Source organism: Ruegeria sp. (assembly GCF_965221235.1).
Lineage (GTDB): Bacteria > Pseudomonadota > Alphaproteobacteria > Rhodobacterales > Rhodobacteraceae > Ruegeria.
On sequence record NZ_CBDCRS010000005.1, the window covers coordinates 240,765 to 265,886 of the forward strand.

The 25,122-nt window shown below is 57.1% G+C and carries 21 protein-coding genes; 13 read left to right on the plus strand and 8 right to left on the minus strand.

The window, feature by feature from the left end; all coding sequences use genetic code 11:
- Positions 1-2 precede the first annotated feature (2 nt).
- Positions 3-1,592 (minus strand): AMP-binding protein, encoded by a 1,590-nt coding sequence (locus ACOQOY_RS21740; protein WP_420587472.1) that lies wholly within the window; start codon positions 1,590-1,592, stop codon positions 3-5.
- A 149-nt stretch (positions 1,593-1,741) separates the two neighbouring features.
- Complete coding sequence (locus ACOQOY_RS21745) at positions 1,742-2,371, minus strand: TetR/AcrR family transcriptional regulator (protein WP_420587473.1); 630 nt, start codon at positions 2,369-2,371, stop codon at positions 1,742-1,744.
- A gap of 176 nt (positions 2,372-2,547) precedes the next feature.
- Here ACOQOY_RS21745 and ACOQOY_RS21750 point away from each other — a divergent pair, with 176 nt between their 5' ends.
- Both ACOQOY_RS21750 and ACOQOY_RS21755 read left to right on the plus strand, forming a co-directional pair.
- On the plus strand, positions 2,548-3,534 hold the full coding sequence (locus ACOQOY_RS21750; protein ID WP_420587474.1) for an oxygenase MpaB family protein: 987 nt from the start codon (positions 2,548-2,550) through the stop codon (positions 3,532-3,534).
- A gap of 36 nt (positions 3,535-3,570) precedes the next feature.
- Positions 3,571-4,545 (plus strand): NAD(P)H-dependent flavin oxidoreductase, encoded by a 975-nt coding sequence (locus tag ACOQOY_RS21755; protein WP_420587475.1) that lies wholly within the window; start codon positions 3,571-3,573, stop codon positions 4,543-4,545.
- A gap of 117 nt (positions 4,546-4,662) precedes the next feature.
- Here ACOQOY_RS21755 and ACOQOY_RS21760 read toward each other — a convergent pair whose 3' ends face one another.
- Positions 4,663-5,805, minus strand: coding sequence for a Hint domain-containing protein (locus tag ACOQOY_RS21760; RefSeq protein ID WP_420587476.1), 1,143 nt, complete (start codon positions 5,803-5,805; stop codon positions 4,663-4,665).
- A gap of 101 nt (positions 5,806-5,906) precedes the next feature.
- Here ACOQOY_RS21760 and ACOQOY_RS21765 point away from each other — a divergent pair, with 101 nt between their 5' ends.
- Positions 5,907-7,010 carry an IS4 family transposase gene (locus tag ACOQOY_RS21765; RefSeq protein WP_420583443.1) on the plus strand — a complete coding sequence of 368 codons (1,104 nt, stop codon included), beginning with the start codon at positions 5,907-5,909 and terminating at the stop codon, positions 7,008-7,010.
- Positions 7,011-7,433: 423 nt separating this feature from the next.
- Positions 7,434-8,402, plus strand: a complete 969-nt coding sequence (locus tag ACOQOY_RS21770; protein ID WP_420587477.1) for an NAD(P)H-dependent flavin oxidoreductase — start codon at positions 7,434-7,436, stop codon at positions 8,400-8,402.
- Between the two features lie 24 nt (positions 8,403-8,426).
- On the opposite strand, the gene ACOQOY_RS21775 is transcribed toward ACOQOY_RS21770, so the two are convergent.
- The gene (locus ACOQOY_RS21775; RefSeq protein WP_420587478.1) at positions 8,427-11,147 is read right to left on the minus strand and encodes a LuxR C-terminal-related transcriptional regulator; all 2,721 of its coding nucleotides are present in this window, start codon (positions 11,145-11,147) and stop codon (positions 8,427-8,429) included.
- A 344-nt stretch (positions 11,148-11,491) separates the two neighbouring features.
- On the opposite strand from ACOQOY_RS21775, the gene ACOQOY_RS21780 reads away from it, so the two are divergent.
- The 9 genes from ACOQOY_RS21780 to ACOQOY_RS21820 all read left to right on the plus strand — a co-directional run bounded on the left by ACOQOY_RS21780 (position 11,492) and on the right by ACOQOY_RS21820 (position 21,356).
- The gene (locus tag ACOQOY_RS21780) at positions 11,492-12,625 is read left to right on the plus strand and encodes a C4-dicarboxylate TRAP transporter substrate-binding protein (RefSeq protein ID WP_420587479.1); all 1,134 of its coding nucleotides are present in this window, start codon (positions 11,492-11,494) and stop codon (positions 12,623-12,625) included.
- Positions 12,626-12,695: 70 nt separating this feature from the next.
- On the plus strand, positions 12,696-13,232 hold the full coding sequence (locus tag ACOQOY_RS21785; protein WP_420587480.1) for a TRAP transporter small permease: 537 nt from the start codon (positions 12,696-12,698) through the stop codon (positions 13,230-13,232).
- Positions 13,225-14,532, plus strand: a complete 1,308-nt coding sequence (locus ACOQOY_RS21790) for a TRAP transporter large permease (RefSeq protein ID WP_420587481.1) — start codon at positions 13,225-13,227, stop codon at positions 14,530-14,532. The genes ACOQOY_RS21785 and ACOQOY_RS21790 overlap by 8 nt, the downstream gene beginning before the upstream one ends.
- 66 nt (positions 14,533-14,598) lie before the next feature.
- A complete protein-coding gene (locus ACOQOY_RS21795) occupies positions 14,599-15,522 on the plus strand; it encodes a bile acid:sodium symporter family protein (protein WP_420587482.1) in 924 nt (307 codons plus the stop codon).
- A gap of 266 nt (positions 15,523-15,788) precedes the next feature.
- Positions 15,789-16,676 carry an enoyl-CoA hydratase-related protein gene (locus tag ACOQOY_RS21800; protein ID WP_420587483.1) on the plus strand — a complete coding sequence of 296 codons (888 nt, stop codon included), beginning with the start codon at positions 15,789-15,791 and terminating at the stop codon, positions 16,674-16,676.
- Positions 16,677-16,733: 57 nt separating this feature from the next.
- Complete coding sequence (locus ACOQOY_RS21805) at positions 16,734-17,858, plus strand: CaiB/BaiF CoA transferase family protein (RefSeq protein WP_420587484.1); 1,125 nt, start codon at positions 16,734-16,736, stop codon at positions 17,856-17,858.
- Complete coding sequence (locus ACOQOY_RS21810) at positions 17,855-18,628, plus strand: enoyl-CoA hydratase/isomerase family protein (protein ID WP_420587485.1); 774 nt, start codon at positions 17,855-17,857, stop codon at positions 18,626-18,628. The genes ACOQOY_RS21805 and ACOQOY_RS21810 overlap by 4 nt, the downstream gene beginning before the upstream one ends.
- A 31-nt stretch (positions 18,629-18,659) precedes the next feature.
- The gene (locus tag ACOQOY_RS21815) at positions 18,660-20,078 is read left to right on the plus strand and encodes a coniferyl aldehyde dehydrogenase (protein WP_420587486.1); all 1,419 of its coding nucleotides are present in this window, start codon (positions 18,660-18,662) and stop codon (positions 20,076-20,078) included.
- A 159-nt stretch (positions 20,079-20,237) separates the two neighbouring features.
- Positions 20,238-21,356 carry an OmpP1/FadL family transporter gene (locus ACOQOY_RS21820; protein ID WP_420587487.1) on the plus strand — a complete coding sequence of 373 codons (1,119 nt, stop codon included), beginning with the start codon at positions 20,238-20,240 and terminating at the stop codon, positions 21,354-21,356.
- Positions 21,357-21,623: 267 nt separating this feature from the next.
- On the opposite strand, the gene ACOQOY_RS21825 is transcribed toward ACOQOY_RS21820, so the two are convergent.
- The 4 genes from ACOQOY_RS21825 to ACOQOY_RS21840 are packed head-to-tail and all read right to left on the minus strand — an operon-like array spanning position 21,624 to position 25,096.
- The gene (locus ACOQOY_RS21825; RefSeq protein WP_420587488.1) at positions 21,624-22,112 is read right to left on the minus strand and encodes a universal stress protein; all 489 of its coding nucleotides are present in this window, start codon (positions 22,110-22,112) and stop codon (positions 21,624-21,626) included.
- A 24-nt stretch (positions 22,113-22,136) separates the two neighbouring features.
- Positions 22,137-23,477 carry a TRAP transporter large permease gene (locus ACOQOY_RS21830; RefSeq protein WP_420587489.1) on the minus strand — a complete coding sequence of 447 codons (1,341 nt, stop codon included), beginning with the start codon at positions 23,475-23,477 and terminating at the stop codon, positions 22,137-22,139.
- Positions 23,477-24,019 carry a TRAP transporter small permease gene (locus ACOQOY_RS21835; protein ID WP_420587490.1) on the minus strand — a complete coding sequence of 181 codons (543 nt, stop codon included), beginning with the start codon at positions 24,017-24,019 and terminating at the stop codon, positions 23,477-23,479. Before ACOQOY_RS21835 ends, ACOQOY_RS21830 begins: the two co-directional genes overlap by 1 nt.
- Before the next feature lie 60 nt (positions 24,020-24,079).
- The gene (locus ACOQOY_RS21840) at positions 24,080-25,096 is read right to left on the minus strand and encodes a TRAP transporter substrate-binding protein (protein ID WP_420587491.1); all 1,017 of its coding nucleotides are present in this window, start codon (positions 25,094-25,096) and stop codon (positions 24,080-24,082) included.
- Between the last annotated feature and the right edge of the window lie 26 nt (positions 25,097-25,122).

Consider the following 25,122-nt stretch of genomic DNA (forward strand, 5'->3'; position numbering starts at 1 on the left):
ATTTAGGAAATGCCCCGGTCATGCCCTTCCCAGAAGGGCGCGCGCAGCTCGTTCTTGAGCACTTTGTTCATCGCGGACAGGGGCAGCGCGTCGATCAAGGAAATCGAGCGCGGGCATTTGTATCCGGCGATTTTGTCATGCGCATAGGCGCGCACATCGTCAAATGTGGGTTCTTTCCCTTCGGCCGGTACGATCACCGCGTGAACGGCCTCGCCAAACTGCTCATCCGGGATACCGATCACGGCAACCTGAGCGATCTCGGGGTGGGTCGACAGCGCGCTTTCAACCTCGGCCGAATAGACGTTTTCGCCACCCGAAATGATCATGTCCTTGGCCCGATCTTTCAGTGATAGAACGCCATTTTCGTCCAGAACGCCCACGTCACCGGTGCGATAGCCGCCGTTGCGGCGCACTTCGGCGGTTTGCTCGGGGTCGTTGTAATAGCGGCTCATGATGCCCGGGCTATAGAGGACGATTTCCCCGACCTCTCCGGCCGGCAGCGCGGTGCCGTTGTCGTCCTCAATCGCGATGCGCAGCATGGGCGAGCCGGACTGACCAGCCGCCGCGGGATTGGCCAGCGGACCGGTATGGAACTGATGGCCCAGAAAGATGCCGATGCCCGCTTCGGTCATACCGTAAGCTTGCGTCATCTGAACATGCGGCAGGGTCTCAAGGAACTGATCCAGCAAACCCTTCGAGATCGGGGACGCACCGTAGATCTGTTGCTCCAACCCCGAGAAGTCGTCCGCGTCAAAGGCCGGATCGTTCAGATACATCTGGATCATCACCGGCGCCATGCCGATGGACCCGATGTTGTATTTCTTGATCAGCGCCCCGATCAGATCCGGGCGGAAGGCAGGCATCAAAACCATCGGCTGGTTTTGCAGAAGCCGGGAAAACAACAACCCGAAGCCCGCGATGTGGAACAATGGCATCACATTGATGTAAGTCCGTGTCGCAATCGGGAAGTTGTTCGACGCTTGAATCAGCGACGATGCCAAGAGCGAGCGATGGGTGTGCACCACCCCTTTCGGAAAGCCAGTTGTGCCGCCGGTGTAAGAGATCAGGCAGTCGGTCTCGGGGTCACGATCCAGTTGCAGGTCGACGGGATCACCCAGCAGGCTTTCATAGGCGATCGACCCCTCGGGCGCTTCTTTCTGACCGGCATAGATCGAAATCTTCAGCGTCTTCGCCTGATCCTTGATGGCCGCGACGGCGGGCGCAAAGACATCATCGAACACGATCGCTTCGATGCCCGAATGATCCATGGCATAAATCAACTCGGCCGGAGACCAGCGGATGTTCAGCGGAACAGTGACCATTCCGGCCAGCATCGTGCCAAGCATACCCTCAACATATTCCAGCGAGTTCAGGCTGAGGATCGCAACCCGCGCACCCTGCTCCAGGCCCAAACCCTGAAGGCCACCCGCCAGCTTTCGGCTGCGCAGCACGAATTCTTGGGCAGTTTGCGCGCGATCCGTTGTCTCGGTCAGAAGATTGAAGCCGGTAACACTATTATCCAAATGCGCGGCAAGCATGTCCAGATTCATGGACAACGCCATTCCAGAGTTCTGGGCCTCGAGATTCGACATGCTTTCCTCCCTTCAAGCATATGATCCAAACATCGAACGCGGACGGCACCAAGCGGTGGTGCGGCTCGCTATGTTAGTTGATGGCTGTTTAGCAAATAAAACTCAAGCTGCCAATACGGAATTTCACCCCAACGTTGCGGCAGTCGCTTTTACGAGCCCTTGGCGGGCCTCGGCAGCAGTTGGTAAGCACCTGATTTAAGGCTGCTAATCGGTATCGTTTGGTGGAGACGATGCTGAACGGCAGCACCCAGAAGATAGCTGCCAATCATGATCGCAGCAGGAATCGGCTCGATCTCAGGGCTGAATTCACCGCTGTCGATTCCCTCTTGGATGAACCGTGCGATGATGTCGCGAACAAATTCGTGCGCCTCGATCACCGAATCTTTCAACAAAGGCGTATCGGTCAGACTCCCCGCCACCAGAACGAAGTAGGCATTATAACCCGGGTCATTTTGCAGGTCGTCGAAATGAACATCGACATATGTCCGCAGAGCCTGTTCTCGGCTCATGTTATCATTGATAGCGCTTTTGAGTTTATCCAGCTGCGCATCTTTCAAGCGCTGAATCAGCTTCGCGAACATTTCGTCCCGCCGACCCAGCCGCGTTGTTGTCAGTCCTCGACTATACCCCGCCTGCGTCGCGATGTTTTCACATGTCGCCGCCGCGATCCCCTCATCAATGATGATGTTGATCAACGCGTCGAACAGCTTGCGCTCGGACTCTTCGCGGCGCTCTACTTGCTTTCGCGGACGTTTCTGAGCCACTGTCGATGCCACCATGTCTTCCTCCGATACAACCCTGCATAGCAAGTGGTTAGGGATACTTCAAAAACCTTCTACAACATTTCGATTTAACTTAGTAGATGGACATTTAACAAACTTCTTGATATTTACCCTGCGAGGACTTGCTGACTCGCGGCCTTCACCGCCAGAGTCGGGTTTAGAGGAGGAGAAACATGTCCGTTAGCCAACCTGCCGGTGCCAACGTTGCGTTCAAACAGATGAATTTTGAACATCCCGATGGTCCCGAATATGCGCGTCCGCGTGGTCGAGGACAGAATCCCGCCGTCCAAAAAGAGATCGAGTCGCTGGATCCGGTCAAGGATTGTCAGCGCATTGCGTACCTAATGGTGGCCTATGAGTTCCCTCAGGAAATCAACCATGCGCTCAGCATGGCCTACTTCGGCTCGGGCGCGACCAAAGCGGTTGCTGATATCCTGGGCCGTTCGGATTTTCGCGCCGACCCGGTCAAACGTTTCGAAGACACCAAGTTCCTGATCTGGAAGTTCATGGAAAGCGGCTGGGACAATGATCAGGGCCTTCGCGCGATCCAGCATATGAACAAGATACACGGGCATTACAAAATCCGGAATGAAAACTTCCGGCAGGCCCTGTGCGCGTTTATCACCGCCCCCGTCCAATGGATTGACAACTTTGGGTGGCGCAAACTGACCGAGAATGAGCGTCAGGGGTGGCTGAATTTCTGGGTGCGCGTTGGTGAGCTGATGGAAATTGAGGATATCGTCAAATCTCATGAAGAATCCGCTGCCCTCTTGGACTCATATTTCACCGGTGATGAAGAGCTGTCAGAGTACAGCCCCGAGATCGGCGAAACGCAGTTCCAGGCCTTTGTTCAGTTTGCACCGTGGTACAAGAAACCGTTCGAGCGCTATCGCATCAGGGCATTGATGACCCCGGGTCTGGCGCGGGCATATGATCTGAAATACATACCTTTGCCCGGAAAGCTGCCTGTCGTCTTTTACTACAAGCTGAACGCTGTGGCGCGTCGGTATTTCTCGAAATTCGCCTATCCCTACAACATTGACGCTGACCGTGGGCTGCTGACCTATCCGGAACAGCCTCCGATCGTCGAGGACGCAGGCCCGACCTACATCGTCAACAGAATCAAAAAGAAAGCGGCGGAAGCGACGGCAGCTCAGTAAGAGCTGCCTCCGGCACCAGCAAGCGATGGAAAAATCATGAAGATTCAGAACGACTTCACCCGCAAACTGGGTATCGAAAAGCCCATCGTCCAGGGCGGCATGATGTGGGTTGGCCGAGCCGAGCTTGCCTCGGCCGTGTCCAACGCGGGCGGTCTTGGGCTGTTGACCGCCCTGACCTTCCCAACACCGGATGATCTGGCAGCGGAGATTAAACACTGCCGGACGATGACCGACAAACCGTTCGGGGTGAACCTGACCATTCTGCCCTCTGCTTCACCGCCGCCTTATGATGAATACCGTCAGGCCATCATCGACAGCGGTGTGAAGATTGTGGAAACCGCCGGAAGCAATCCCGGACCCCATATCGAAGCCTTCAAATCCGCGGATATCACCGTGCTGCACAAATGCACATCGGTCCGCCACGCGCGGTCTGCCGAGCGTATGGGCGTGGACGTCATCTCGATCGACGGGTTCGAATGTGCGGGCCATCCGGGTGAAGACGACGTACCGGGGCTGATCCTGATCCCGGCAGCCGTGGACGCCGTCAATATCCCCGTGATCGGATCGGGCGGATTTGGCGACGGGCGCGGTCTGGCCGCGGCGCTGACGCTGGGCGCACAGGGCATCAACATGGGCACCCGCTTCTGCGCGACGGTCGAGGCCCCCATTCACGACAACGTCAAACAGCACATCGTTTCGACCGATGAGCGTGGCACCAACCTGATCTTCCGCAACCTGCACAACACCGCCCGTGTCTCAAAAACCGGAGTGTCGGATGAGGTTGTGGAATTGCTCGCCCAGCCGGATGCAACCTTCGAGAACGTGGCCCATCTGGTGCGTGGCTACAAAGGTCGCGAGGCGCTTGAAACAGGTGATCTGTCCGCGGGCCTGGTCTGGGCCGGTCAGGTGCAGGGTCTGATCCACGACATCCCAACCTGCGCTGAACTGCTGGATCGTATCATCTGTGACGCAGGCGAGATTCTGAAGCGCCAAGCGGCACTGGTTGCCTGACAACGCTGACCGTTCCCCGCCTTAACTCTGCAAGGCAGCACAGAACTAAAACCAAACAGCCCGGCATGATCTGTGCCGGGCTGTTTGGTTCTGTGCACGCGATCAGAAGTAACCGCGTCAGGCCACGTTCTGATACCGTGAAACAAATTCTTTCTGCTGATGGTTTTCCGGGATAAACGCGGCTGCCTCAGGTCTGATATCCGGTGCAATCTGCTCGGGCAGCAAATTTCTGACTTGCTCGACATGTGCCTCAGAAAGCGTATTCAAAGCCTCTGGCCCCAGAAACAGGCTTTCGCTCGGCGCTCCGTTGGCAATGACAACCTCGTGGCTGTCCAGCAGGACATGGAAATACTCCACCTCTTTCACGCTATCGTCGACAAAAACGCCGGGCAATGCGGTCAGCTTGATCGCAGAGATCAATACGTCCTCAACTCCGAACATGGTTCTGGCAATATCAGAACTGATCAGCATCCTGTGTTGACGGGACACCAGCAAGTCGCTGACGGGTAAGTTGTTGCCCAATGCGCCTGCCGTTATTCGGATCGGGCGCAGCTTGTGGTTTTCCTCCAACTCTGCGGCGCTGATCGCAGTCCGACCGATCCAGCGCAGGGGCCGTGCCTCACCGCTGATGGTCACAACTTGATCGGCATTCGCTGGGTACGAACAGGATGGTCTCAGATCTTCGACCTTCTTCACGCCTTCAGTGGTCTCGATCAGAGTACCGGAACAGAAACACACGACCGACGTCGTGGGCGTAGGCGGTTCATCAACGCGATTCCCGAAAAAGTCGAACTGAACGCTTGAGCCGGTCGGAGCTGGCGGAATGGTTGTCGTGGTCAGCCCATCCGCCGCACCGCCGACGGCCGTAATGTTTGAAGTCGACGAAACGCCGTCAATCTCAAAAAACGAAATTACGTCACCGCCAGGGCCGGTGTCCGTCAAGGCGTATGCCTCGACCGGGCCCCCGCCATTGTCCGGTCCGGTCAAAAAGCTGGTACCACCTTGCACGATCCCGGCAGGAACGTCAGACACCCCAACCTGAAAGATCACAAATCCGGGCGACGTGGGATGTGGAAACGAGGTGACGGTATCAAGCGAAACCTCGGCGGCCAGCGATCCATCCGCCTGATACAGGGAAACGACAAAATCGGACGATCGCGCGGCTTCATCCACGCTCAGCGTCACTTCGAGGAATTCGGGTTCTCCTCCCGGCGCCAAACTGATGAAGTCCTGATAGTGAATTTCTGAGATGAACGCCATTTCGTTTTCCGCAGTCCGAGTTTGCACGGTACACGACGCTTCTTGAAACGAGGGGCGAAAAGGATTCGAATTGAAGATTCTTCACTACAAGGATCTTCAGGATGTTCGGATTTCTCCTCACCCCTCTGATGACAACGCTAAGCCCACATTTTGATCTGAGCAAGACGCGATTGGAGACCCTGGCCATAATGCTGATTGGTCTGGCAAACGGTCGAACTGTGAACCTTGGTCATCTGGCGAGTCAGTTCCCCGGCAGCGCTCTTCATGCATCGAGTTATCGCCGCCTTCAGCGCTTCTTCCAGCATGTTCGATTGGATGGAGATGTGGTTGCGCGGTTGATTATCTGCCTGCTTGATCTGAAGGGTCCAAAGCTCCTTGCGCTGGACCGGACCAACTGGAAGTTGGGCAAGACCGATATCAACTTTCTGGTTCTGGCGATCGTGACACGCCGCTTCAAGGTGCCTCTGATGTGGTCGCTTCTGGGTAACAGCGGTAATAGCTCAACGCGGCAACGCAAGAAGTTGATCCGACGATATCTTCGAGTGTTCGGGGCATCTTCCATTGAGGCTCTGCTGGCAGACCGGGAGTTCATTGGGGATAAGTGGTTGGATTTTCTCGCTGAAAACAACGTTCCATTCGTCGTCCGCTTACGCGAAAACATGCACATCCACACCGAAGACGGACGCCGGTTCCAGTTGCGTTCGCTGCTGCGCAAACGCCGCAAGGGCCAATGGAAAGGCTGGCTGGGCGGCATGGCGCACACGCCCAAGAACCTATTTCGCTTTCAGGGGAAACGGATCAAAGGTGGCGAGTTGATTTGGGTCGCAACAAACATCGACGCCCCAAAAAACCCACTCAAACTCTATCGCAAAAGGTGGGGCATTGAATGCCTCTTCGCAGATGCCAAAACTCGTGGCTTCAATATCGAAGACACTCACATCACCGACCCGCACAAGCTTGCGACACTCCTTACGATCGTTGCGCTGGCCATGACCTGGGCATACCGATGCGCAAGTCAGGCGATGGGCCGACAGGGGATCCCGAAAAAAGCCCACAAGCGGCGGGCAACGTCATGGTTCAGGGTCGGGTTCGACGCGCTCCGACGTTGGATCTTATATAACCCGGAAAAGGCTCTTCAGGCCTGGCGACGAACCTGCCCAAAGCGGTCGCTTTCAAGCCCCAAAATGGAGCGCGTTTGGCCATGAGTCGTGTACCATGCCGAGTTTGGGAGATATGGTAGTAAGTAGCTTATTTTAATTGGTTTCTTAGGGTTAGCCTTATCAGGTAAATTCACAGCAATGTAATATCCCTTGTTCGCTGTACCGCCGTGATTTGCAGTTTTTTGCTGACCACGCGCATTGCTTACCAAAACAGTTATTTTCCCGGATCGTCTCTATGGACGAATGTTTGCCCGTCCCTTTCCAATAGGGTCTGATCAACAGATTGCGCCATTTATTGGTTTCCGGCAGGCGACCAGGAATTGGCACTTTGATCGTGGCGGGGGTTGGCTCTCATGTCTGAAATGCTTCTCAACACTGCCGACGGTGCAGTCTCACGGGTGCGCATGATTACCAGCCGCCGCAGTTTAACCGAGATCAAAGCATCCTGTAGCTGACAAGGACAAACACATGAAAACGCGTTTCACCGAAATGTTTGGCATCGAGCACCCGATCGTGCAGGGCGGCATGATGTGGGTCGGCACGGCCGAGCTTGTCGCCCCCGTAGCCGAGTCCGGTGCGCTGGGATTCCTGACGGCGCTGACGCAGCCAACGCCCGAGATGCTGGCCAAAGAGATCGCCCGCTGCCGTGATATGACGGACAAGCCCTTTGGCGTGAACCTGACGATCCTGCCCTCGCTGACACCCCCGCCTTACGAGGAATACCGGGCGGCCATTATCGAAAGCGGCGTGCGCATTGTTGAAACGGCGGGGTACAAACCGGCGGAACATATCGAGGATTTCAAATCCCACGGGGTGAAGGTTATCCACAAATGCACCGCCGTGCGCCATGCCCTGTCAGCTGAGCGTATGGGCGCCGATGCCATTTCCATCGACGGGTTTGAATGCGCAGGCCATCCGGGGGAAGACGATATTCCCGGTCTCGTGCTGATCCCCGCCGCCGCCAACAAAGTCTCGATCCCGATGCTCGCCAGTGGCGGGTTCGGCGACGGGCGCGGTCTGGTCGCGGCCCTCGCGCTTGGCGCAGACGGGATCAACATGGGCACCCGGTTCTGTGCCACGAAAGAGGCCCCCATTCACGAGAACTTCAAGCAGGCGCTTGTCGATGGCGATGAAACCGCCACCGATCTGATTTTCCGCTCATACCGCAACACCGCCCGTGTCGCGCGCAACCCGATCAGTCAGGAGGTCCTGAAGCTCGAAGCCGAGGGTCGCCCGTTCGAGGACGTCGCCCATCTGGTCAAGGGCGCGCGTGGGCGTGAAGGTCTGGAAACCGGCGACACGTCTCATGGCATTTGGACGGCGGGGACTGTTCAGGGGATCATCAACGACATCCCCTCAGTGCAGACCCTTGTCTCTCGCATCATTCAAGAGGCCGAAGAGATCATTTCCGGCAGGCTGGACGCGACGCTGGGATAAGACCGCGCGCGCATCCGCCTGTGGTTACTGCAACAGCCCGATCTTTCGCCCGATTGCGACGGCCTGACCGCGGCTGGACACGTCCATTTTGGAGTTGATATTGCGCAAATGCGTGCGAACGGTGCTGTTTGAAACAGAAAGCGCGTCGCTGATATCCGAATTGGAAAACCCTTGATTCAGCAACTCGAGGATTTCCAGCTCTTTCGGTGTCAGCGGCTCTAGCGGCAGGCCCAAGTCTTCTTGCGTCGCGACCGGCGGGGTTGGGAACAATGTCAGCAACTCTTGCAGCCAGTCCACAAACAAAGGGTCTCGCATAGCGCGATTTCCTTGCAGCGCGCCCTGAGCATAAGCCTGAATTGCCTCGGCCACGGCCGGGCCTTCGTCCAGAATGATCCGCAGATAGCCTTCACTGGCGCATTGGTGCAACAACCGCTCCAGCTTGGGCTTGGCCTCGGCCAGATTGCCCATCCGGTTCAACGCCGCGCAGTCAAGCAGGCCCAGAACCAACGCACGACGGAGGCGGTTCTGTTCCCGGCACTGACGCAGATGCGGTTCAATCATGTCTCGCGCGGTTTGCGGGTCTCCGTCCAAAAGCTCGACCCGAATTTGATGCAACGCCGGGGTTTCCAGATCGCTGGCGATGAGATGCTCGCCTTCTACCCGCTTCCACAAGTCGTCATCCGCGGTATTGACGATTTCCTTGCGTGCCAGATCATACTGGGCGAGCCGCATGTAAATCCGAGCCCGTTCCAGCCGCGCCCCATGGGACACGCGGGTCAAGCCTTGCCGCAGACCCAGTTCTTCAAGCTCGGCAAGGTAGTAGAAAGTCTGATCCAGATCACCGTTTACGAATGCGATCCGCGCCAGCATGACATAACACAGCACAAGGTGGTCAATCGGACCGACTTCACGAACAAAAGGCAGATGAAACCGCAGTTGCGTTTCCGCGCGTTGAAGATCGTTGGCTTCGTAGTAACAACAGGCCAGCGGAATACCGGCCATCAGGTTGCCGTTGGTTTTATGACGCGCACCTGACCGCGTCGTTCCTGCTGCCACCCGAAAGCGCGCGGTTGCTTCACGCAGCCGACTTTCCATCAGGTCGATCAATCCCTGTACGGATTCCGCGAACATCACATTGAAAACATCGTCATCTTCGGGGTTCAGAGACCGCGCCTGCTGAAGTGTTTTGCGCGTCGCAACGTAACGCCCTTTGATAAAGTAGGCATAGCCCAGAGCGTTCAGAAACACCGTTGCGACATAGCTATCGACCTCATCCACATCGGGCAAAGCCTGCACGCCGACCTCGATGGCACTGTCAAAATCATCCATGAAGGACAACAATTGCATACGCAGGCACAAAGCTTCGACATTCATAGAGCTGGAGTGTGTCCAAACTTGATTGTCGATCAAACTGTGCGCTTTTTTGGGGCCTTCCGAAAACAGAACTGCCCAGGCTTGCTGAAGCATCAGATCAGGCTGCGCGTTGATCATCTCTTTTGGCAAAGCCCCAAAGCATTGGTTCAGCAGACGGAACCGACCCTGGCGCAAAAGGGCTCGGCCGACGCGAGACAACAGACTGATCGCTGACTCAGTGTCGCCACCCCTGATCGCGTGATCTATCGCCCGAACCTCGCGACCCTGTTCGATGTGCCATTCCATGGCCGCACGATGTAGGCCTGCAATGAGATCGGGGTGGTCTCGCTTCGCGCGATCTTTCAAATAGCGCAGAAACAACCCGTGATACCGATACAAAAGTCCGTCGGCCCCTTCGATCTGCGATACAAAGACGTTCTTTCGCATCAGATCGAGGAGGATTTCAGCACTGTTGCCCGGTTCATAAATCCGGTCACAGAGTTCGGGATTCAGATCCTTCAGAACCGAAGTGCGCAACAGAAAATCCTGAATCTCAGAAGACTGCGCATCGAAGACCTCATTCGCCAGAAACTCGGACAAAGCCGAGTTGCTGCCCGTGAGTTGAGGCAACACCTTGCCCAGATCGGTCCCGCGCTCGATCAGCATACGCACAAGGCGCAAGGCCAGCGGCCATCCTTCCGTGCGGTCGTTGATTTTCTGCACGTCAACAACCGACAATGCTGATTGCTGACCTTTGCTGAGAAACTCCAACGTTTCGTCGACCGAAAACTGCAGATCTGTCTGGTTCAGTTCCAGCAGTTTCCCCCGCGCACGCAGCATCGGAAGCCTGAGTTCCGGCAGGCTGCGTGTCGCAAGAATGATACGGCCATGTGACGGCAGAACGTCTACCAGCTCCCTGAGAAATTCAAGCACCGGCCATTCGGTCAGGTGTTCCCCTTCATCCAGAAAAATGGCGAAGGGTTCTGAGGCACGACCAACCGTTTCAAGCAAAGCCGCCGCTTTTTCTTCATCAGTTCCGAACCCGGTCTGCCCGGCTGTTTGTCCGGTTTCGACCAATCGCTGCATACATTCGTTCAAGCACGTCAGAAACCGGCCCAGATCGTTGTCAGCTGAATCCAGCGTCAGCCATGCAACCCGCGTGCCGCGCTGACTCAATCGGCGGCAGCAATCCGACAGGATCGACGTTTTTCCGTACCCTGACGGAGCAAACACCACCGTCAACGGGGCCCAATGCCCTTCGTTGATGCGGCGCACAACTTCGGGTCGTGTGATCTGATCCGCCGACGAACGCGGCATCTCAAGCTTCGAGCGGATTTGCGACCGAATTCCGCTGTCACTGATTTGACGGGGGTCCTTGGTCACAGTTTGCATTTGGCAGTCCTACAGCTTTTGAGCCCCACCATACGCAAGATTTTGGCGGTCTGCATCCACCGCAACGTGGCGAGTTCGTCCAAAGCGACGAAGCCCAAAGGGGTAAGCCATCCTATAAACACGTGAATCGCGCGCCAGCAAGGGGGGAGAGCTTTGCAACTGACGCACAGTCTCAGGACCGTACCGCTAACACCGCTTTTGTCGTCGGTGCGCAGAAATTCATCCGCGAATTCGATCAATTGACCCTCAATCGAAATGATCAACTGCTGGAGGCCAAGCTCACGCCTTCGCTCGGTCGGCTCAAACACTGATCGAAAGCCATTCCATACACAGGAGGAGATTTTATGAAAAACTCAATTAAAGCGGCACTCGCAGGCGCGTCGATTGCCTGCGCCAGCATGGCCAGCGCGGCTGATCTGAACTTTGCGGGGGGTTGGCCGCCAAATTCCGGCCCGACAAAAGCCATCGAAGGCTTTGCAGAGGCCGTAGGTGAATACAGCAACGGCGAAGTCAACGTTCGGGTATTCCCGCTCTCCCTGCTCAGCTTTGGCGAGATCAATGGCGGATTGCAGGACGGCATCGCCGATATGGCCGTGAACCTGACGCCCTATTTCCCGGCAGAGTTCCCCAACCTGAACATGCTGGCGGAATACGCGATGCTGACCGAGTTGGAAGAGTTTTCGGGCGAGCTTGCGGCGGCCGCCTATTCCGGCGCGATCACCGAATATATCATAACGAACTGCCCGGACTGCATGAATGAAGTCGCAGCCCAGAACCAGGTTTATATGGGGTCGGCGTCAAGCTCGGTCTATGCGCTGCAATGTGTTGTGCCGCTTGAAACGGTTGACGATCTCAAGGGCAAACGCATCCGCGCGGCGGGCGCATACTGGGCGCGTTGGGCAGAAACTGTTGGCGCGGTTCCGGTTTCGATGTCGATCAACGAAACACTGGAAGGTCTGAACCAGGGTGTTGTCGATTGTACCGCTAGCAACACGGCCGACTTCCTGAACTTCGGCTTTGTCGACGTTGTTGACCACGTCTATCTCGGCCTGCCGGGTTCTCTGTTCATCGCGCCTTTCTCGATGAACAAGGACACATGGAACGGGCTGTCGGCTTCGGAAAAAACAGCGCTGATCAAAGGCAACGCCAAGCTGATGGCCGACATGACCTGGGTTTTCGTGGAAGAAGGTCGCGCCGGACGTGAGAAGGCCGAAGAAAAGGGGATCACGTATGAGACCGCATCCCCTGAACTGGTCGCTCTGAACCGGGAATTCGTGGCCAATGACAAAGATGGCGTGGCCGCGATCTACAAGGAACGGTTCGGCATCGAAGGCGGCTCGGACGCGCTGGCTGCCATGACCGAGTTGCTGGGCAAGTGGACGGCCCTCGTCTCTGACGCGACCGGCCCAGAAGACCTGAGCGAGATCTACTGGAACGAGATTTTCGCCAAGATGGATGTCGCGAACTACGGCAAATAAAGCCCGTTCGAACAAAACCACTCAGGCGCGCATGGTCAGCGCCTGAGTGATCAGATTTTGGAGGCCACAAATGTACATGATCGGGCGGTTTCTCTCGCTGCTGTCGAAATCCGCGTCGATGATCGGAGCCGTTTGCGTGGTCCTGATGATGCTGCATGTGACCGCAGATGTTGTCGGACGATATGTATTCAACGCGCCTTTGCCCGGCACAATCGTCATCGTGGCGAATTACTACATGATCATCCTCGCCTTCATCGCTCTTGGCGTGACCGAGGAAAAGCGCGGCCATGTTTCGGTTGATATCTTCTACAACCTGTTTCCGAAAAAGGCCCAGACCGGCCTCAGCGTTTTGGGCGGGCTGTTTACGGTGGCGGTCATTGGTGCCTTGATGATTGCGGGCTGGTCAGAGGCGGTCAAGAAGACCAAGGCCCAGACCACCATGGAACAGGGATCGAGCCTGATCGAAGTCTGGCAAAGCTATTGGGCGATCCCCATCGGCGCGGGCCTGATGCTGCTGATCGCGGCCTATCATCTCATCACAACACTCACAGGTGCGCGCAGCGGCCTGGATGATACTGACGCAGAAGAGACTTTCATCAATGACTGATGTTGGAATTGGCCTGACGGGCCTTGCAACCCTGATTGCGTTGATTGCAGCACGGGTGCCGATTGGGGTGGCCCTGATTGGTGTCTCGTTTGGCGGGTTGTGGATTCTGGTCGGGCCGCGGGTTGCGTGGGGCGCGCTCAGCCTCGTGCCGTATAAATTTACGTCAAGCTGGATTCTCAGCTCTGTCCCGATGTTCCTGTTTCTGGGCTTCATCAGCTATCACACCCAGCTGACGCGTGGTATGTTCAACGCCGCCCGGATTTGGCTGTCGAGCCTACCCGGCGGGCTGGCCATCGCCTCGATCTTTGGCTCGGCCGGTTTTGCGGCAGTATCTGGGTCGTCCATCGCCTGCTCGGCCGCCATGGGTCGGATCGCGATCCCGGAAATGATGAAGCACAAATATCACCCCGAACTGGCCACTGGCACAGTGGCGGTCGCGGGTACGATCGGAGCCATGATCCCTCCGTCCATCATCCTGATCCTCTACGGGGTGATCGCGCAGGTGTCGGTGTCCAAGCTGTTTCTTGGCGGCATTGTGGCCGGTTTGATGACCGCGTTTGGCTATACGATGGTGGTGCTGATCCGAGTCTGGTTGAACCCGTCTCTGGCCCCCGAACGTGATCCCAGCGTGGGATTTGCCGAAAAGATCGCTGCGCTCAAGGAAACCTGGCCCATTCTTCTGATCATGGTCGGGATATTTGGCGGCTTGTTCGGCGGCATCTTCACCCCAACCGAAGCAGGCGCGGTCGGCGCTTTCCTTGCCTGCCTCGTGGCGATTTTCACCCGGGAAATGACCTGGGGCAGGTTTTCACAAGCCATCCGGGAAACACTTGTGACCACCTCTGCCCTGTTGCTGATCGCCGTTGGCGCAAGTTTGCTGACCCGCTTTCTGGCGCTTTCGGGCGCGGGCGATTTCCTGTCCGGCAGCATCCTGTCCTTGACGTCAAATCCCGTACTTCTGCTGGTCGGGATCGTCTGCGTTTACCTGCTGATCGGCATGTTCCTGGAACCGATCGGAGCGATGCTGCTGACCCTGCCGATTGTCCTTCCGATTGTGGATTCCTCAGGCTGGAGCTTGCTTTGGTTCGGCGTCGTGCTGACCAAGCTTCTTGAGATCGGCATGATCACAGCGCCCATCGGCATGAACGTCTTTGTCATCAAAAGCGTGGTGGGGAACCTTGTCTCGACCTCAGCGATCTTCCGGGGCGTGGCCTGGTTCATCGTCATGGACCTCATCCTTGTCGCCATACTCTGCGCCTTTCCGCAACTGGTGCTCTGGCTACCGACACTGGTCGGATAGGACGTTCGATGCCGCATCAAACACTGACACAGAGGCTACGCCTCGAACCCGAGAAAGGAAACGCGCGTGTCTATCAATGAATTCATGACGACCATCGCGGCGCCATTGATTTTGGCCAGCGTGATGTTCTCGCTTGGGCTTGAACTTAAACTCGCCGACTTCACGCGCCTGCTGCGACAGCCCAAAGCCGTCCTTGTCGGCCTTGGCAATCAGATGCTGCTGCTGCCTGTCGTGGCCTTCGCTTTGTGCTACGCGTTCAAGCTTCAGCCGGAACTGGCGGTTGGCCTTATGATCATCGCGCTGTGTCCCGGAGGGTCCACGACCAACGTGCTCTCCAAACTTGCAGGTGGCAACGTGGCGCTGTCGGTGTCTCTTACGGCATTGGCGTCTCTGCTGGCCTTCCTGACCGTGTCGCTGCTGGCCAGTTTTTCGGTGGTGCATTTCATGGGGGTTGATCCCGGTGAAATTGACACGGCGAAGCTGACATTCAGCCTGTTCCTCATGTCGTTCTTTCCGATTGTTCTGGGCATGGGGCTGACGCATTTTCTGCCGCGTGCAGGAACGGCTTTGGCAAGGTTCATGATGCCCGTTTCGCTGCTGTTGCTGCTGCTTCTCGTGGTCGGGATTCTGTCGCGGAATACCCACCTTCTGGTCGAATGGGGCGGCATTCTGCTGGCACCGATCTGCCTCATGATCGCGGTCATGCTGGCACTCGGCCTGCTAAGCGCCAAGGTGACGGGACTTGAATCCCGGGACGCCACGACAATCTCTATTGAATCTGGCATTCAGAACGGAACCATGGCCATCGCCGTCGCGGTAATCCTGAATGCGCAGGTCCTCGGCACCCCTCAGGGCGCGGAAACGGCGTTTATGATGCCCGCTGCCATCTACACCTTTGTCATGTACGGAATGAGCATTCCGTTCGTAATGTGGCGTCGCAAATATCATGCCGCGCAACGGCCCGGCGGCCTCGAAAGCCAGTCCGCCTGATCGGACCATCAAGGGCCAAATGAACCATATCAGGCTGGGAATCACCCGGGCTGATTGCTTGTCGGCCTTTGCGATAGGTTCAGGACTACCGCGTGTCACCCCGTACAAACCTATATTTTTCTGGCGTCCGCCGAAAATTTGCGGCGTTGAGCCCTCGCCTCGTCTCTTGCGACGATGCCGTTCATGTTCCGCTGGACTAGGTTTCTTCAGCTTCGTTTCGTCCGAGGAAGGAATGGCGCTATCGCAAATGCAGGGGGCAGCGGGCCATGAGCCGGTTCAAGCATATCATCTATGGCGTGGAGGCGCGGATCGCGACGATAACGATCAATCGCGCTGAGCACATGAACACGATTTCCGTGCCCGTCATGTATGAGATGATTGATGCCTTGGACAAGGCCGATGCGGATGACGATGTCCGCGTGGTGATCTTCACCGGGGCCGGTGACCGCGCCTTTTGTGCAGGCGCCGACCTGTCGGGCGGGTCAGACTCGTTCGATCTTGAAGGCGGTGAATCTAAGGTAGACCTGCCGAAGATCGACGGGGTTTATCGCGATTGGGGCGGGATGCTCACAACGCGCCTGTTTCGATGTCTCAAGCCGGTGATTGCAGTCGTGAACGGAGCCTCTGCCGGGATCGGCGCAACGATGCAGGCCGCGATGGATATCCGGATCGCATCGAACAAAGCCAAATACGTCTTTCCGTTCACCCGTCGCGGGATCGTGCCGGATGCTGCCTCGTCGTGGTTTCTGACACAGATTGTTGGCCTTCCAACCGCGCTGGACTGGACGATGACCGGTCGTGTTGTGCCGCCTGAGGAAGCGTTGGAAAAAGGCATGGTCAGCGCCCTGCACGCGCCCGAGGACCTGATGCCCGCAGCTTTGAAGATCGCCCGCGAGATCGTGGAGAACACCTCGCCCGTTGCGGTCGCGCAAACCCGCCAGATGATGTGGCACTTTGCAACCGCCGACCACCCGATGGCGGTGCATATCGCCGACAGTCGCGCCTTGCAGATGCGGGGCGCAAGTGCCGACACCCGCGAAGGCATCGCAGCCTTCCTGGAAAAGCGCCACCCCGATTTCCCTGACAAAGTTTCCGACGGGTTGCCCTTGACCTTCCCGGATCGGAGCCCTTCGAATGAGCCCGTTCAAACCTAAAGATACACACGCACCGCACTGACGGCGCGACCAAGAAGACCAAAGGACCTATCTCTCATGCCCGGACCACTTAGCGGCTTGAAAATTATCGAAATGAACGGCCTAGGCCCTTGCCCTCTGGCGGGCCAGCTGTTGGCGGATCAGGGTGCTGAGGTCATCGTGATCGACCGAGCCTCGGCCAAGGCGGATCCGACGGATGTGAACCGTCGCGGCAAGCGGTCCGTTGCCCTGAACCTGAAGTCCGAGGCCGGAAAACAAGCGGCACGTCGCTTGATTGCCAGCGCGGATATCCTGATCGAAGGATTCCGTCCCGGCGTCATGGAGAAGCTGGGTCTGGGGCCCGAGGCCTTTCAAGCCGACAATCCGGGCCTGATCTATGGCCGCATGACCGGCTGGGGTCAGACCGGACCGTTGGCGCAGACGGCAGGTCACGACATCAATTACCTGTCGCTGTCCGGTGCCATGCACGCCATCGGGACAGCGGAACAGCCGGTACCACCGCTGAATCTGGCTGCTGACTACGGCGGCGGAACCATGTTCCTGATCTTCGGGATTCTGTCCGCGCTGTATGAACGCGGCCAATCCGGCAAGGGCCAAGTGGTCGACGCGGCCATGGTCGATTGCGTCCCCGCGATGATGGGCCTGCTTCACAGCTTCCTTGCACGTGGCTGGTGGAATGAAACCCGCGGCGACAACATTCTGGACGGGGCCGCACCGTTCTATCGCTGCTATGAAACCGCAGATGGCAAGTTCATCTCGGCCGGACCGATCGAGCCGCAGTTCTTTGCGATCATGGTTGAAAAGGCGGGACTGCCCGCAGACGATCTGAAACGCCAGAACAACAAAGCCGACTGGGCGGACATGTCAGCCAGCTATGCCGCGATCTTCCGGCAGAAAACCCGCGACGAATGGGTGGAGATCTTTGACGGGACCGACGCTTGCATCGCTCCGGTTCTGACATTCTCCGAGGCTGAAACTCACCCCCACAACCAGGCACGCGGCATCTTCACCCGTGTCGGAGATGTCATGCAGGCCGCCCCTGCCCCGCGCTTTGACCGGACCGCACCGGATGCGCCGCAACCCCCACATGCTCCGGGTGCCGACAGCGCCGATGTGCTGGCCGAGGCCGGGCTGACCCAAGACGAAATCGCCACCATGCGCGAAAACGGAGACCTGACATGAGCGAGCAAACCGTTCTGCTGACCACCGCAAACGCGGTTGCAATCATCACGCTGAACCGACCAAAGCAGGCCAATGCGTTCAACGCTGCCATGCGCGCCGAGCTGCTGGACGCCGTCACCAAGGCCAACGCTGACGCCTCGGTTCGGGTTGTTGTGATCAAGGCGGCAGGCTCGGTCTTCTGTGCGGGTGCCGATCTGGCCGAGCCGCCGGTTGTTCCGATCTCAAAGCAGATCGAGGGCGAGTACAAACCGATCCTCTCGGCCATTGCCGACAGCGAAAAACTGTATATCGCGCAGGTCCAAGGCTCGGCCGCCGGGATCGGGGCAGCACTGGCCATGACCTGCGATTTTGCCACTATGAGCGCGTCTGCAAACATCTACATGGCCTTTGCCGCGATTGCTCTCGTACCGGATGGCGGGGCCTCTTGGCTGCTGGAGCAAGCGCTGGGTCCGCGTCGGGCGCTGGAGATGATCGTCGAAGCCCAACGTCTGAAAGCCGACGAATGCCTCGCCAATGGTCTGGCGAACAAGGTCTTTGGCGATGACGATCTGGACAAGGAAACGCTGGCCTGGGCGCATTCGCTCAGCCAGCGCGCGCCGCTGGCCATGGCCCATGCCAAGGCACTGGTCCGTAACGCCAATCAGATGACGCGTGACGAGGCGATCAGCGCCGAGGCTGCCGCGCAGGATAAGCTGACGATTTCCAATGATTTCCGCCGCGGTGTGCAGGCCTTCATGGCCCGCGAGAAACCAGTTTTCGAAGGCAACTGACGACCTGCGACGGGCTAAGGGAGGACACCTTATGAACGACATGACACAGACCGATATCGGATTGACCGGAACTCTGGCCGCCATGCGCAAAGCGCACAGTGAAGCGCCCGAGGTCAGTCTCGCCACCCGCAAGGATCGGCTGAACCGTCTGGAACAGGCGTTGCTGGAGTGGGAGCCGAAACTGATCGAGGCAATCTCGGCCGATTTCTCGTACCGCAACCCGGCCGAAAGCGCCAATTTCGACATCACTCTGCCGATCGGAGCGATCCGTCATACCCGCCGCAATCTGCGCAAGTGGATGAAGCCGCAAAAGGTGCATGTGCCAATGCACATGATGCCTGCGAAGGGGCGGATTTATCCGCAGCCTCTGGGGGTGATCGGTGTCATCTCACCGTGGAACTTCCCGGTCAATCTGGCGATCATCCCCTCGGCCGAGGCGCTGGCCGCCGGCAACCGGGTGATGTTGAAACCGTCGGAACTGACGCCCAGAACTTCGGAAGTACTAGCCGAAATGGTGGCCAGCACGTTTGATCCTTTGGAATTTACGGTGATCAATGGCGGCCTCGATGTGGCAGCCGAGTTCTCGGCCCTGCCATTCGATCACCTGTTGTTTACCGGTTCGACCAATGTCGGCCGTATCGTGGCCGAGACCGCCGCGCGCAACCTGACGCCTGTTACGCTGGAACTGGGTGGTAAATCCCCGGTCATTCTGGGCGAGCATGGCGACATCGCGCGCGCTGCCGAGCGGGTTGTTTTCGGCAAATGCTCGAACGCCGGGCAGATCTGTCTGGCCCCTGACTACGCCTTGGTTCCTCGCGCCAAAATGGCGGAATTTGTCGCGAAAGTGAAAGAAACCATCGACAGTTTCTATCCGGACTTTGGGGCGTCTTCCGATTATGGGGCGCTGATTGATGACCGTCATCTGAACCGCTTGCAAGCCATGGTCGAAGAGGCACGCGCGCAAGGTGCTGAGGTCATTCAGGGCAGCGGCTCCGCCCAAAATGGCGAGCGCAAGATGTCCCCGACGATCATCGTCGACCCGTCGCTGGACTCGGCGGTCATGCAAGAGGAAATCTTTGGCCCGATCCTGCCGGTCATCCCCTATGACAGTGTCGAGCAGGCCCAGCAGCTGGTCAACAGCCGCGCCCGGCCACTTGCCTTGTATGTGTTCTCAAACAGCAAAGCAGAATGGCAAAGCTGGCTGTCGGTCACCACGTCCGGCGGGGCCTGTGTGAATGAAACCCTGTTCCATGCAGCCATGGACACTCTGCCCTTTGGCGGCGTCGGACCGTCCGGCAGCGGTGCGTACCACGGCAAGAAGGGATTCGAGACGTTCAGCCACATGAAATCAGTCATGATTCAGCCAAAACTGAACGGAATGTTCTTGTTCAATCCGCCAAAAACCAAGCTCAAGCGGCTTGTGGGACACACTTTCCGCAAATTGGTGTAACGGGGAGTAATATTTTTGCTGGCTGTTTAACAAAGTGTTAATAGGTTTTTTGTTGGGCATTCAACAAAACATACGGAGCACTCCGAGCAGCCATTTCAGAAGGCAGCTTGTCACACTCAGGACTGCCACTCACGGTTTCGAGACGAGGGAGGAAAATCTATGAATCGAAACACAGCCATCGGAGCCGCTTTTATTGCGGCGACCGCGTCCACAGCAACAGCAGGTGGATTTGACCTGACGGGACAAAGATTGGAGGATCTTTTCCAGACGGGCCGCTACGCATCGGGCCAGATTGTATTCTTCAGCCCTGACATCTCGGGTACGACTGGCCCGTTTGGACCGGTTCCGCAACAAAGCACCGGCGACACGGCCAACAGCGTTTTTGATTACAACCTGTCCTTCAAAGACGACATCAATGACAAGTGGTCCTACCTTGTTTCAACCGGGCAACCTTTCGCTCGTGAGTCCGTCTATTCAGAGGGCTTTTTCACAGGCGGCGCGGCCGAAGTTACAGTCCAAGAGCTGACAGCCCTGCTTCGGTACAAGTTCACCGATCGCATTTCGGTTTACGGCGGACCTCGCTTGTATCGCGGACAAGGCAGCGTCGACTCACCATCGCCATTTGTTCCGGACACTGTTGATCTTGATACGGATTACACCGGCGGGTTTGTCATCGGCGCAGCCTATGAAATTCCGGAATACTTCGCCCGCGTATCGCTGACCTACAGCAGCGACGCAGAGCTGGACATGAATACCACATCGGGCGGCGCGGCATTTGGTGACGGCAACACCGTGGTCGAGATCCCTCAGTCGATCAACTTGGCGGCCCAGGCGCCGATCAACCGCAAAACTCTGCTTTTCGGTGACGTCCGTTGGGTTGAGTGGTCCGAGACCGAAGTGAACCCGGGCGGGGACGGCGACATTGGTCCCATTGGTGAACTGGTCCCCAATATTGTGGACCTGGAAGACACGATTACCTACCGTTTGGGCGCGGCCTACCAGTTCAATGACAAGTTCACCGGCCTCGTCGGCATCAGCTATGAAGATGGCGATGGCGAGGCACTGAACGGGCTGTTCAACCGGGTAGACGGCTACGTTGCGTATTCGATTGGGGGTATCTACTCGCCGACTGAGAACGTCGATATCCGTCTGACCGTCAGCTATGCCAACCTCGGAGATCGCTCCGGTGCGGTGGGTACTCCGCTGGGTCCGGTTCCGACGTCCTTCACCGACAACAGTGCGTATTCCGTTGGTCTGAAAGTCGGCTTCCGGTTCTGATCCGAAAGCAAAAAGCCAACTGATTGGCTCCAAGCAAAATGGCTACACGCAGATACCGGTATTCGGCCTGTCTGCGTGTAGCCCAAGATTGACCAACCCCCACTTACAGTCACATCCGCCCCCTACCCCGGCGGTTTCACGACCGGGGTTGGCAAACACGACCGTTTGCCTTTGGAAGAAAACGGTGTGTAGGAATGTACTCCGACCCCCAAACACAAGTCACAAAAATGGGCAGCCGAAGCTGCCCAAGTTCAGAGGGGAGAATCTTTATTCCAAGTTGGGTACGACCAGTGTCGGAATGGTCGATCTGCGCAAAACCCGCTTCACGACCGTGCCAAGAAACGTGTGCGATGTACCTTGTTCATGGGACCCCATCACGATGAGGTCACAACTCAGCTTTTTGGCACGTTTCAGGATTTCTTCGGCCGGGTGACCATCCACAAGCTCGATCGAGGACACGGCAGAGTATTTCTCCTGATCCTCGACGGAAAGCGATTTCAGGAAGGCCTGCTGATTGTCCTTCAGAAGCCGCTTCACCGCAGCATGCCGGTCTTTAATGGCCTGCTGGCGTGATTTGTCATCCTGAATGAACATGTTCAGCGTGACGATGGCATCCTGCGACAACGGCTCGGTTACGTGCAGCACATGGGTTTTCGCCCCATGTGCTATCGCGATGCTCAGCGCGTGTCGCAGCGCATTGTCGGCGTTTTCGGAGAGGTCCGTCGCGACCAGTATATTGTCGATTTTTGGTAGCATTGTCTTCTTCCTTAATGTCGCCGATCAGTACCCAAAGAACCTTGGGAGCCACAGCGCGATCTCAGGCACGAAAGCGATTATGAAGATCGCCACCGTGTTGATGAAGGCAAACGGCAGAGCCGCCAGCGAGATGCGCTCGATCGAGATGTTGGAGATACCCGAGGCAATGAACAGGTTCTCGCCCAAAGGCGGAGTTTGGAACCCGATGCCCAGCGTACAGACCATTACAACACCGAAGTGAATCGGGTCGATTCCCATGCTGTAGGCCACTGGCAGCATGACCGGAACCAGGATCAGGATCGTTGCCAGCGTCTCCATAAACATGCCCACAAACAGCAGGAACAGGATCACCAAAGTCCAGATGATGTAGATGTTGTCTGTGATCGACAGCATTCCATCGGCAATGATCGCGGGGATCTGGTTTTCAACCAGCAACCGGCCAAACACAGTTGCTGTGAACATGATCAGCAGCACACGACCGGTCAGCCACGTTGTGGTCTCCAGCGAAGTGAACAGCTTCTCCCACGACAGTTCGCGGTAGATGAATGCGCCTACGATCAGCGTGTAGAAGATGGCGACAATCGCAGCTTCGGTCGGGGTGAAAAAGCCTGAATATATCCCGCCCAGAATAACCAGCGGAGCCATCAGCGCCCAGAATCCACGGTACATCTCGCACCAGATTTGACGGGCGGACCAGCCTTCGGTCGTACCTTTGTAGCCGTGCTTACGTGCCAGGATATAGTTCATGATCAACAGGCTTCCGGCAATCAGGAAGGCCGGGAAAAAGCCAGCGATGAACAGTTTCGGGATCGACACGGTCTGGAAGGTGCCGTGCTCAGCAACCGCGTCAGGTGGGGGCGGCATACCCAGCGCCGCGATGCCGAAGATAATCAGCGGAATTGATGGCGGGATCACAATGCCCAGCCCGCCCGACGAGGCGGTGATGGCCGATGCATAATCTCGACTGTAGTTGCGCTGGATCATCGCAGGGATCATCAGCATCCCCACCGCAGCCGTCGTCGCCGGACCGGAACCCGAGATCGCACCGAAGAACAGGCAGGCAAAGACCGCAGCGGCAGACATACCGCCGGTGAAAGGCCCGGCAAAGCTCTCGGCCACGTTGATCAGCCTGCGCGACAGGCCCGAGGCCTCCATCAATGCACCGGCCAGAATAAACGCGGGCAGCGCCATCAGGGGGAACGAACCCACCGAGGTAAAGGCGATCTGAACGAACTTTATCGGGTTTTCATCCAGCACCAGGAACGTGATCATCGTCGACACGCCCAGTGCAACCGTGATCGGCGCCCCTATAAACAGCAGCAGAAGGAAACCGCCAAACAGGATATAGATAATCTCGGTGCCCATTACTTGTTCCCTTCTTCGCCAAGCTCGGCGCGGATTTCTTCAAGGTCGACCTTGTCGGGATCGCGCAATTCCTCGTTCAGAACGAGCCTCTGGTAGTTCACTTGAATGATGCGGAAGGTCATCAGGCTGAAAGCAATGGGAAGAACGATGTAAACCCAGCTTAGGTGGAACCCGAGGGTCTGCGACGACTGGAATTTGTTCATCCGATTGAAAATGAAATCCAGCGCCAGATAGACAAAATACAGGTTGAAGCAGATCCAGAACAGGTCCGCGAACGCCTCGATATACTTGATCGCGCGATCCGGCAGGAACTTGAACTGGAATGTCACCCGGTTGTGGGCGCCCATCTTGGCCGCATAGCTCGCGCCAAAGAAGACGAACCACACGAACATGTAGATAGACAGCTCTTCCACCCAGGAGAACGAGAAATTGAATACTGTCCGCACGACAACCTGAAGGAACAACAAGCAAACAAACGTCGCCAGAAGAAACCGGCAGAGGTAGCTTTCTATGTTGTTGAGGATCCCCAAAAAGGTTTTCATTTGCCCCTCCTTAGAAGTGAGAGAGCGCCGCTTGGGCGCTCTCTGGATCTTCTTTCATTGTTACTGAGAGACCGGCTCACGGCCGATTGCGGCCAGCACGGCGTTGAGTTTTTCAACACCGCCGATGCTGTCATAGAACTTGGGCCAGACCGCGGTGGTCGCCAGTTCGATGAACTCTGCTTCGTCGTTTTCAGGAACGTGGATTTCCATGCCTTTTTCAACCAGCAGTGCTTTGATCTCGGCTTCTTTGTCCCGCAGGAACTGGGCCGAGGCTTGGGTCGCATATTTGCCTGCCTCCAGAACAGCAGCCTGATCTTCGGCGGACAGATCCTGGAACACTTGCTCGGAGATGATCAGCGGTTCAATCGAGAAGATGTAGCGGATTTCGGTGACGTAATCCTGCACTTCGTAGAACTTCATCGCGTTGATGGTGGTGTAGGGGTTGTCCTGACCGTCCACAACTTTGGTCTGCAAACCGGCGAAAGTCTCGGACCAGGCCATCGGGGTCGGGCTGATGCCCCAGGCCTTATAGGTGTCGATCATAATCTCGTTCTTGGGAACGCGGATGACCAGGCCTTCCAGATCGGCCACCGACTTCACTGGTTTCTTCGAGTTCGTCAGAACGCGAAATCCGGTATAGGTCCAGGCGATGATGCGGACACCGGCGTCATTGATAGTGTTCTCGGTCAGCTCAGCGCCGATCGGGCCTTGCGTCAGGGTTTCGGCGTCTTCAAGGCTGAGAATCACGTAAGGCAGCGTGAACACACCCACGGTCGGCGAGAACGGTGTGACGTTGTTGATCGCCAGCAGCGACATGTCCAGCGTGCCGATTGCAGCTTCGTTCACTGTGTCCTGTTCCGATCCAAGCTGACCATTCAGGAACAATGTCGCGGTGTGATTGCCGCCCGATAGCTCTTCCAGCTTTTCCTTGAATGCGAGGCCGGTGGCTTCCTGGCTGGACCCGCCGCTGTCACCGACAGCGATCTTGAAATTCTTGGCGCTAGCCGGCGCAGCCAGTGCCAATGCGCCAAGCGAAGCAACCGCCGCAAATGTTTTGATACCGTTGAGCAGTGTCATAAAACCTCCTCCTCCTGTAGGTTTTT

What these genes read in the sequence shown, in the direction of transcription:
- ACOQOY_RS21760 (WP_420587476.1), bottom strand. Translation starts at nt 5,805, where the DNA reads ATGGCGTTCATCTCAGAAATTCACTATCAGGACTTCATCAGTTTGGCG.
- ACOQOY_RS21750 (WP_420587474.1), top strand. Translation starts at nt 2,548, where the DNA reads ATGTCCGTTAGCCAACCTGCCGGTGCCAACGTTGCGTTCAAACAGATG.
- ACOQOY_RS21790 (WP_420587481.1), top strand. Translation starts at nt 13,225, where the DNA reads ATGACTGATGTTGGAATTGGCCTGACGGGCCTTGCAACCCTGATTGCG.
- ACOQOY_RS21780 (WP_420587479.1), top strand. Translation starts at nt 11,492, where the DNA reads ATGAAAAACTCAATTAAAGCGGCACTCGCAGGCGCGTCGATTGCCTGC.
- ACOQOY_RS21835 (WP_420587490.1), bottom strand. Translation starts at nt 24,019, where the DNA reads ATGAAAACCTTTTTGGGGATCCTCAACAACATAGAAAGCTACCTCTGC.
- ACOQOY_RS21825 (WP_420587488.1), bottom strand. Translation starts at nt 22,112, where the DNA reads ATGCTACCAAAAATCGACAATATACTGGTCGCGACGGACCTCTCCGAA.
- ACOQOY_RS21820 (WP_420587487.1), top strand. Translation starts at nt 20,238, where the DNA reads ATGAATCGAAACACAGCCATCGGAGCCGCTTTTATTGCGGCGACCGCG.
- ACOQOY_RS21840 (WP_420587491.1), bottom strand. Translation starts at nt 25,096, where the DNA reads ATGACACTGCTCAACGGTATCAAAACATTTGCGGCGGTTGCTTCGCTT.
- ACOQOY_RS21770 (WP_420587477.1), top strand. Translation starts at nt 7,434, where the DNA reads ATGAAAACGCGTTTCACCGAAATGTTTGGCATCGAGCACCCGATCGTG.
- ACOQOY_RS21740 (WP_420587472.1), bottom strand. Translation starts at nt 1,592, where the DNA reads ATGTCGAATCTCGAGGCCCAGAACTCTGGAATGGCGTTGTCCATGAAT.
- ACOQOY_RS21815 (WP_420587486.1), top strand. Translation starts at nt 18,660, where the DNA reads ATGAACGACATGACACAGACCGATATCGGATTGACCGGAACTCTGGCC.
- ACOQOY_RS21765 (WP_420583443.1), top strand. Translation starts at nt 5,907, where the DNA reads ATGTTCGGATTTCTCCTCACCCCTCTGATGACAACGCTAAGCCCACAT.
- ACOQOY_RS21830 (WP_420587489.1), bottom strand. Translation starts at nt 23,477, where the DNA reads ATGGGCACCGAGATTATCTATATCCTGTTTGGCGGTTTCCTTCTGCTG.
- ACOQOY_RS21755 (WP_420587475.1), top strand. Translation starts at nt 3,571, where the DNA reads ATGAAGATTCAGAACGACTTCACCCGCAAACTGGGTATCGAAAAGCCC.
- ACOQOY_RS21800 (WP_420587483.1), top strand. Translation starts at nt 15,789, where the DNA reads ATGAGCCGGTTCAAGCATATCATCTATGGCGTGGAGGCGCGGATCGCG.
- ACOQOY_RS21810 (WP_420587485.1), top strand. Translation starts at nt 17,855, where the DNA reads ATGAGCGAGCAAACCGTTCTGCTGACCACCGCAAACGCGGTTGCAATC.
- ACOQOY_RS21785 (WP_420587480.1), top strand. Translation starts at nt 12,696, where the DNA reads ATGTACATGATCGGGCGGTTTCTCTCGCTGCTGTCGAAATCCGCGTCG.
- ACOQOY_RS21745 (WP_420587473.1), bottom strand. Translation starts at nt 2,371, where the DNA reads ATGGTGGCATCGACAGTGGCTCAGAAACGTCCGCGAAAGCAAGTAGAG.
- ACOQOY_RS21775 (WP_420587478.1), bottom strand. Translation starts at nt 11,147, where the DNA reads ATGCAAACTGTGACCAAGGACCCCCGTCAAATCAGTGACAGCGGAATT.
- ACOQOY_RS21805 (WP_420587484.1), top strand. Translation starts at nt 16,734, where the DNA reads ATGCCCGGACCACTTAGCGGCTTGAAAATTATCGAAATGAACGGCCTA.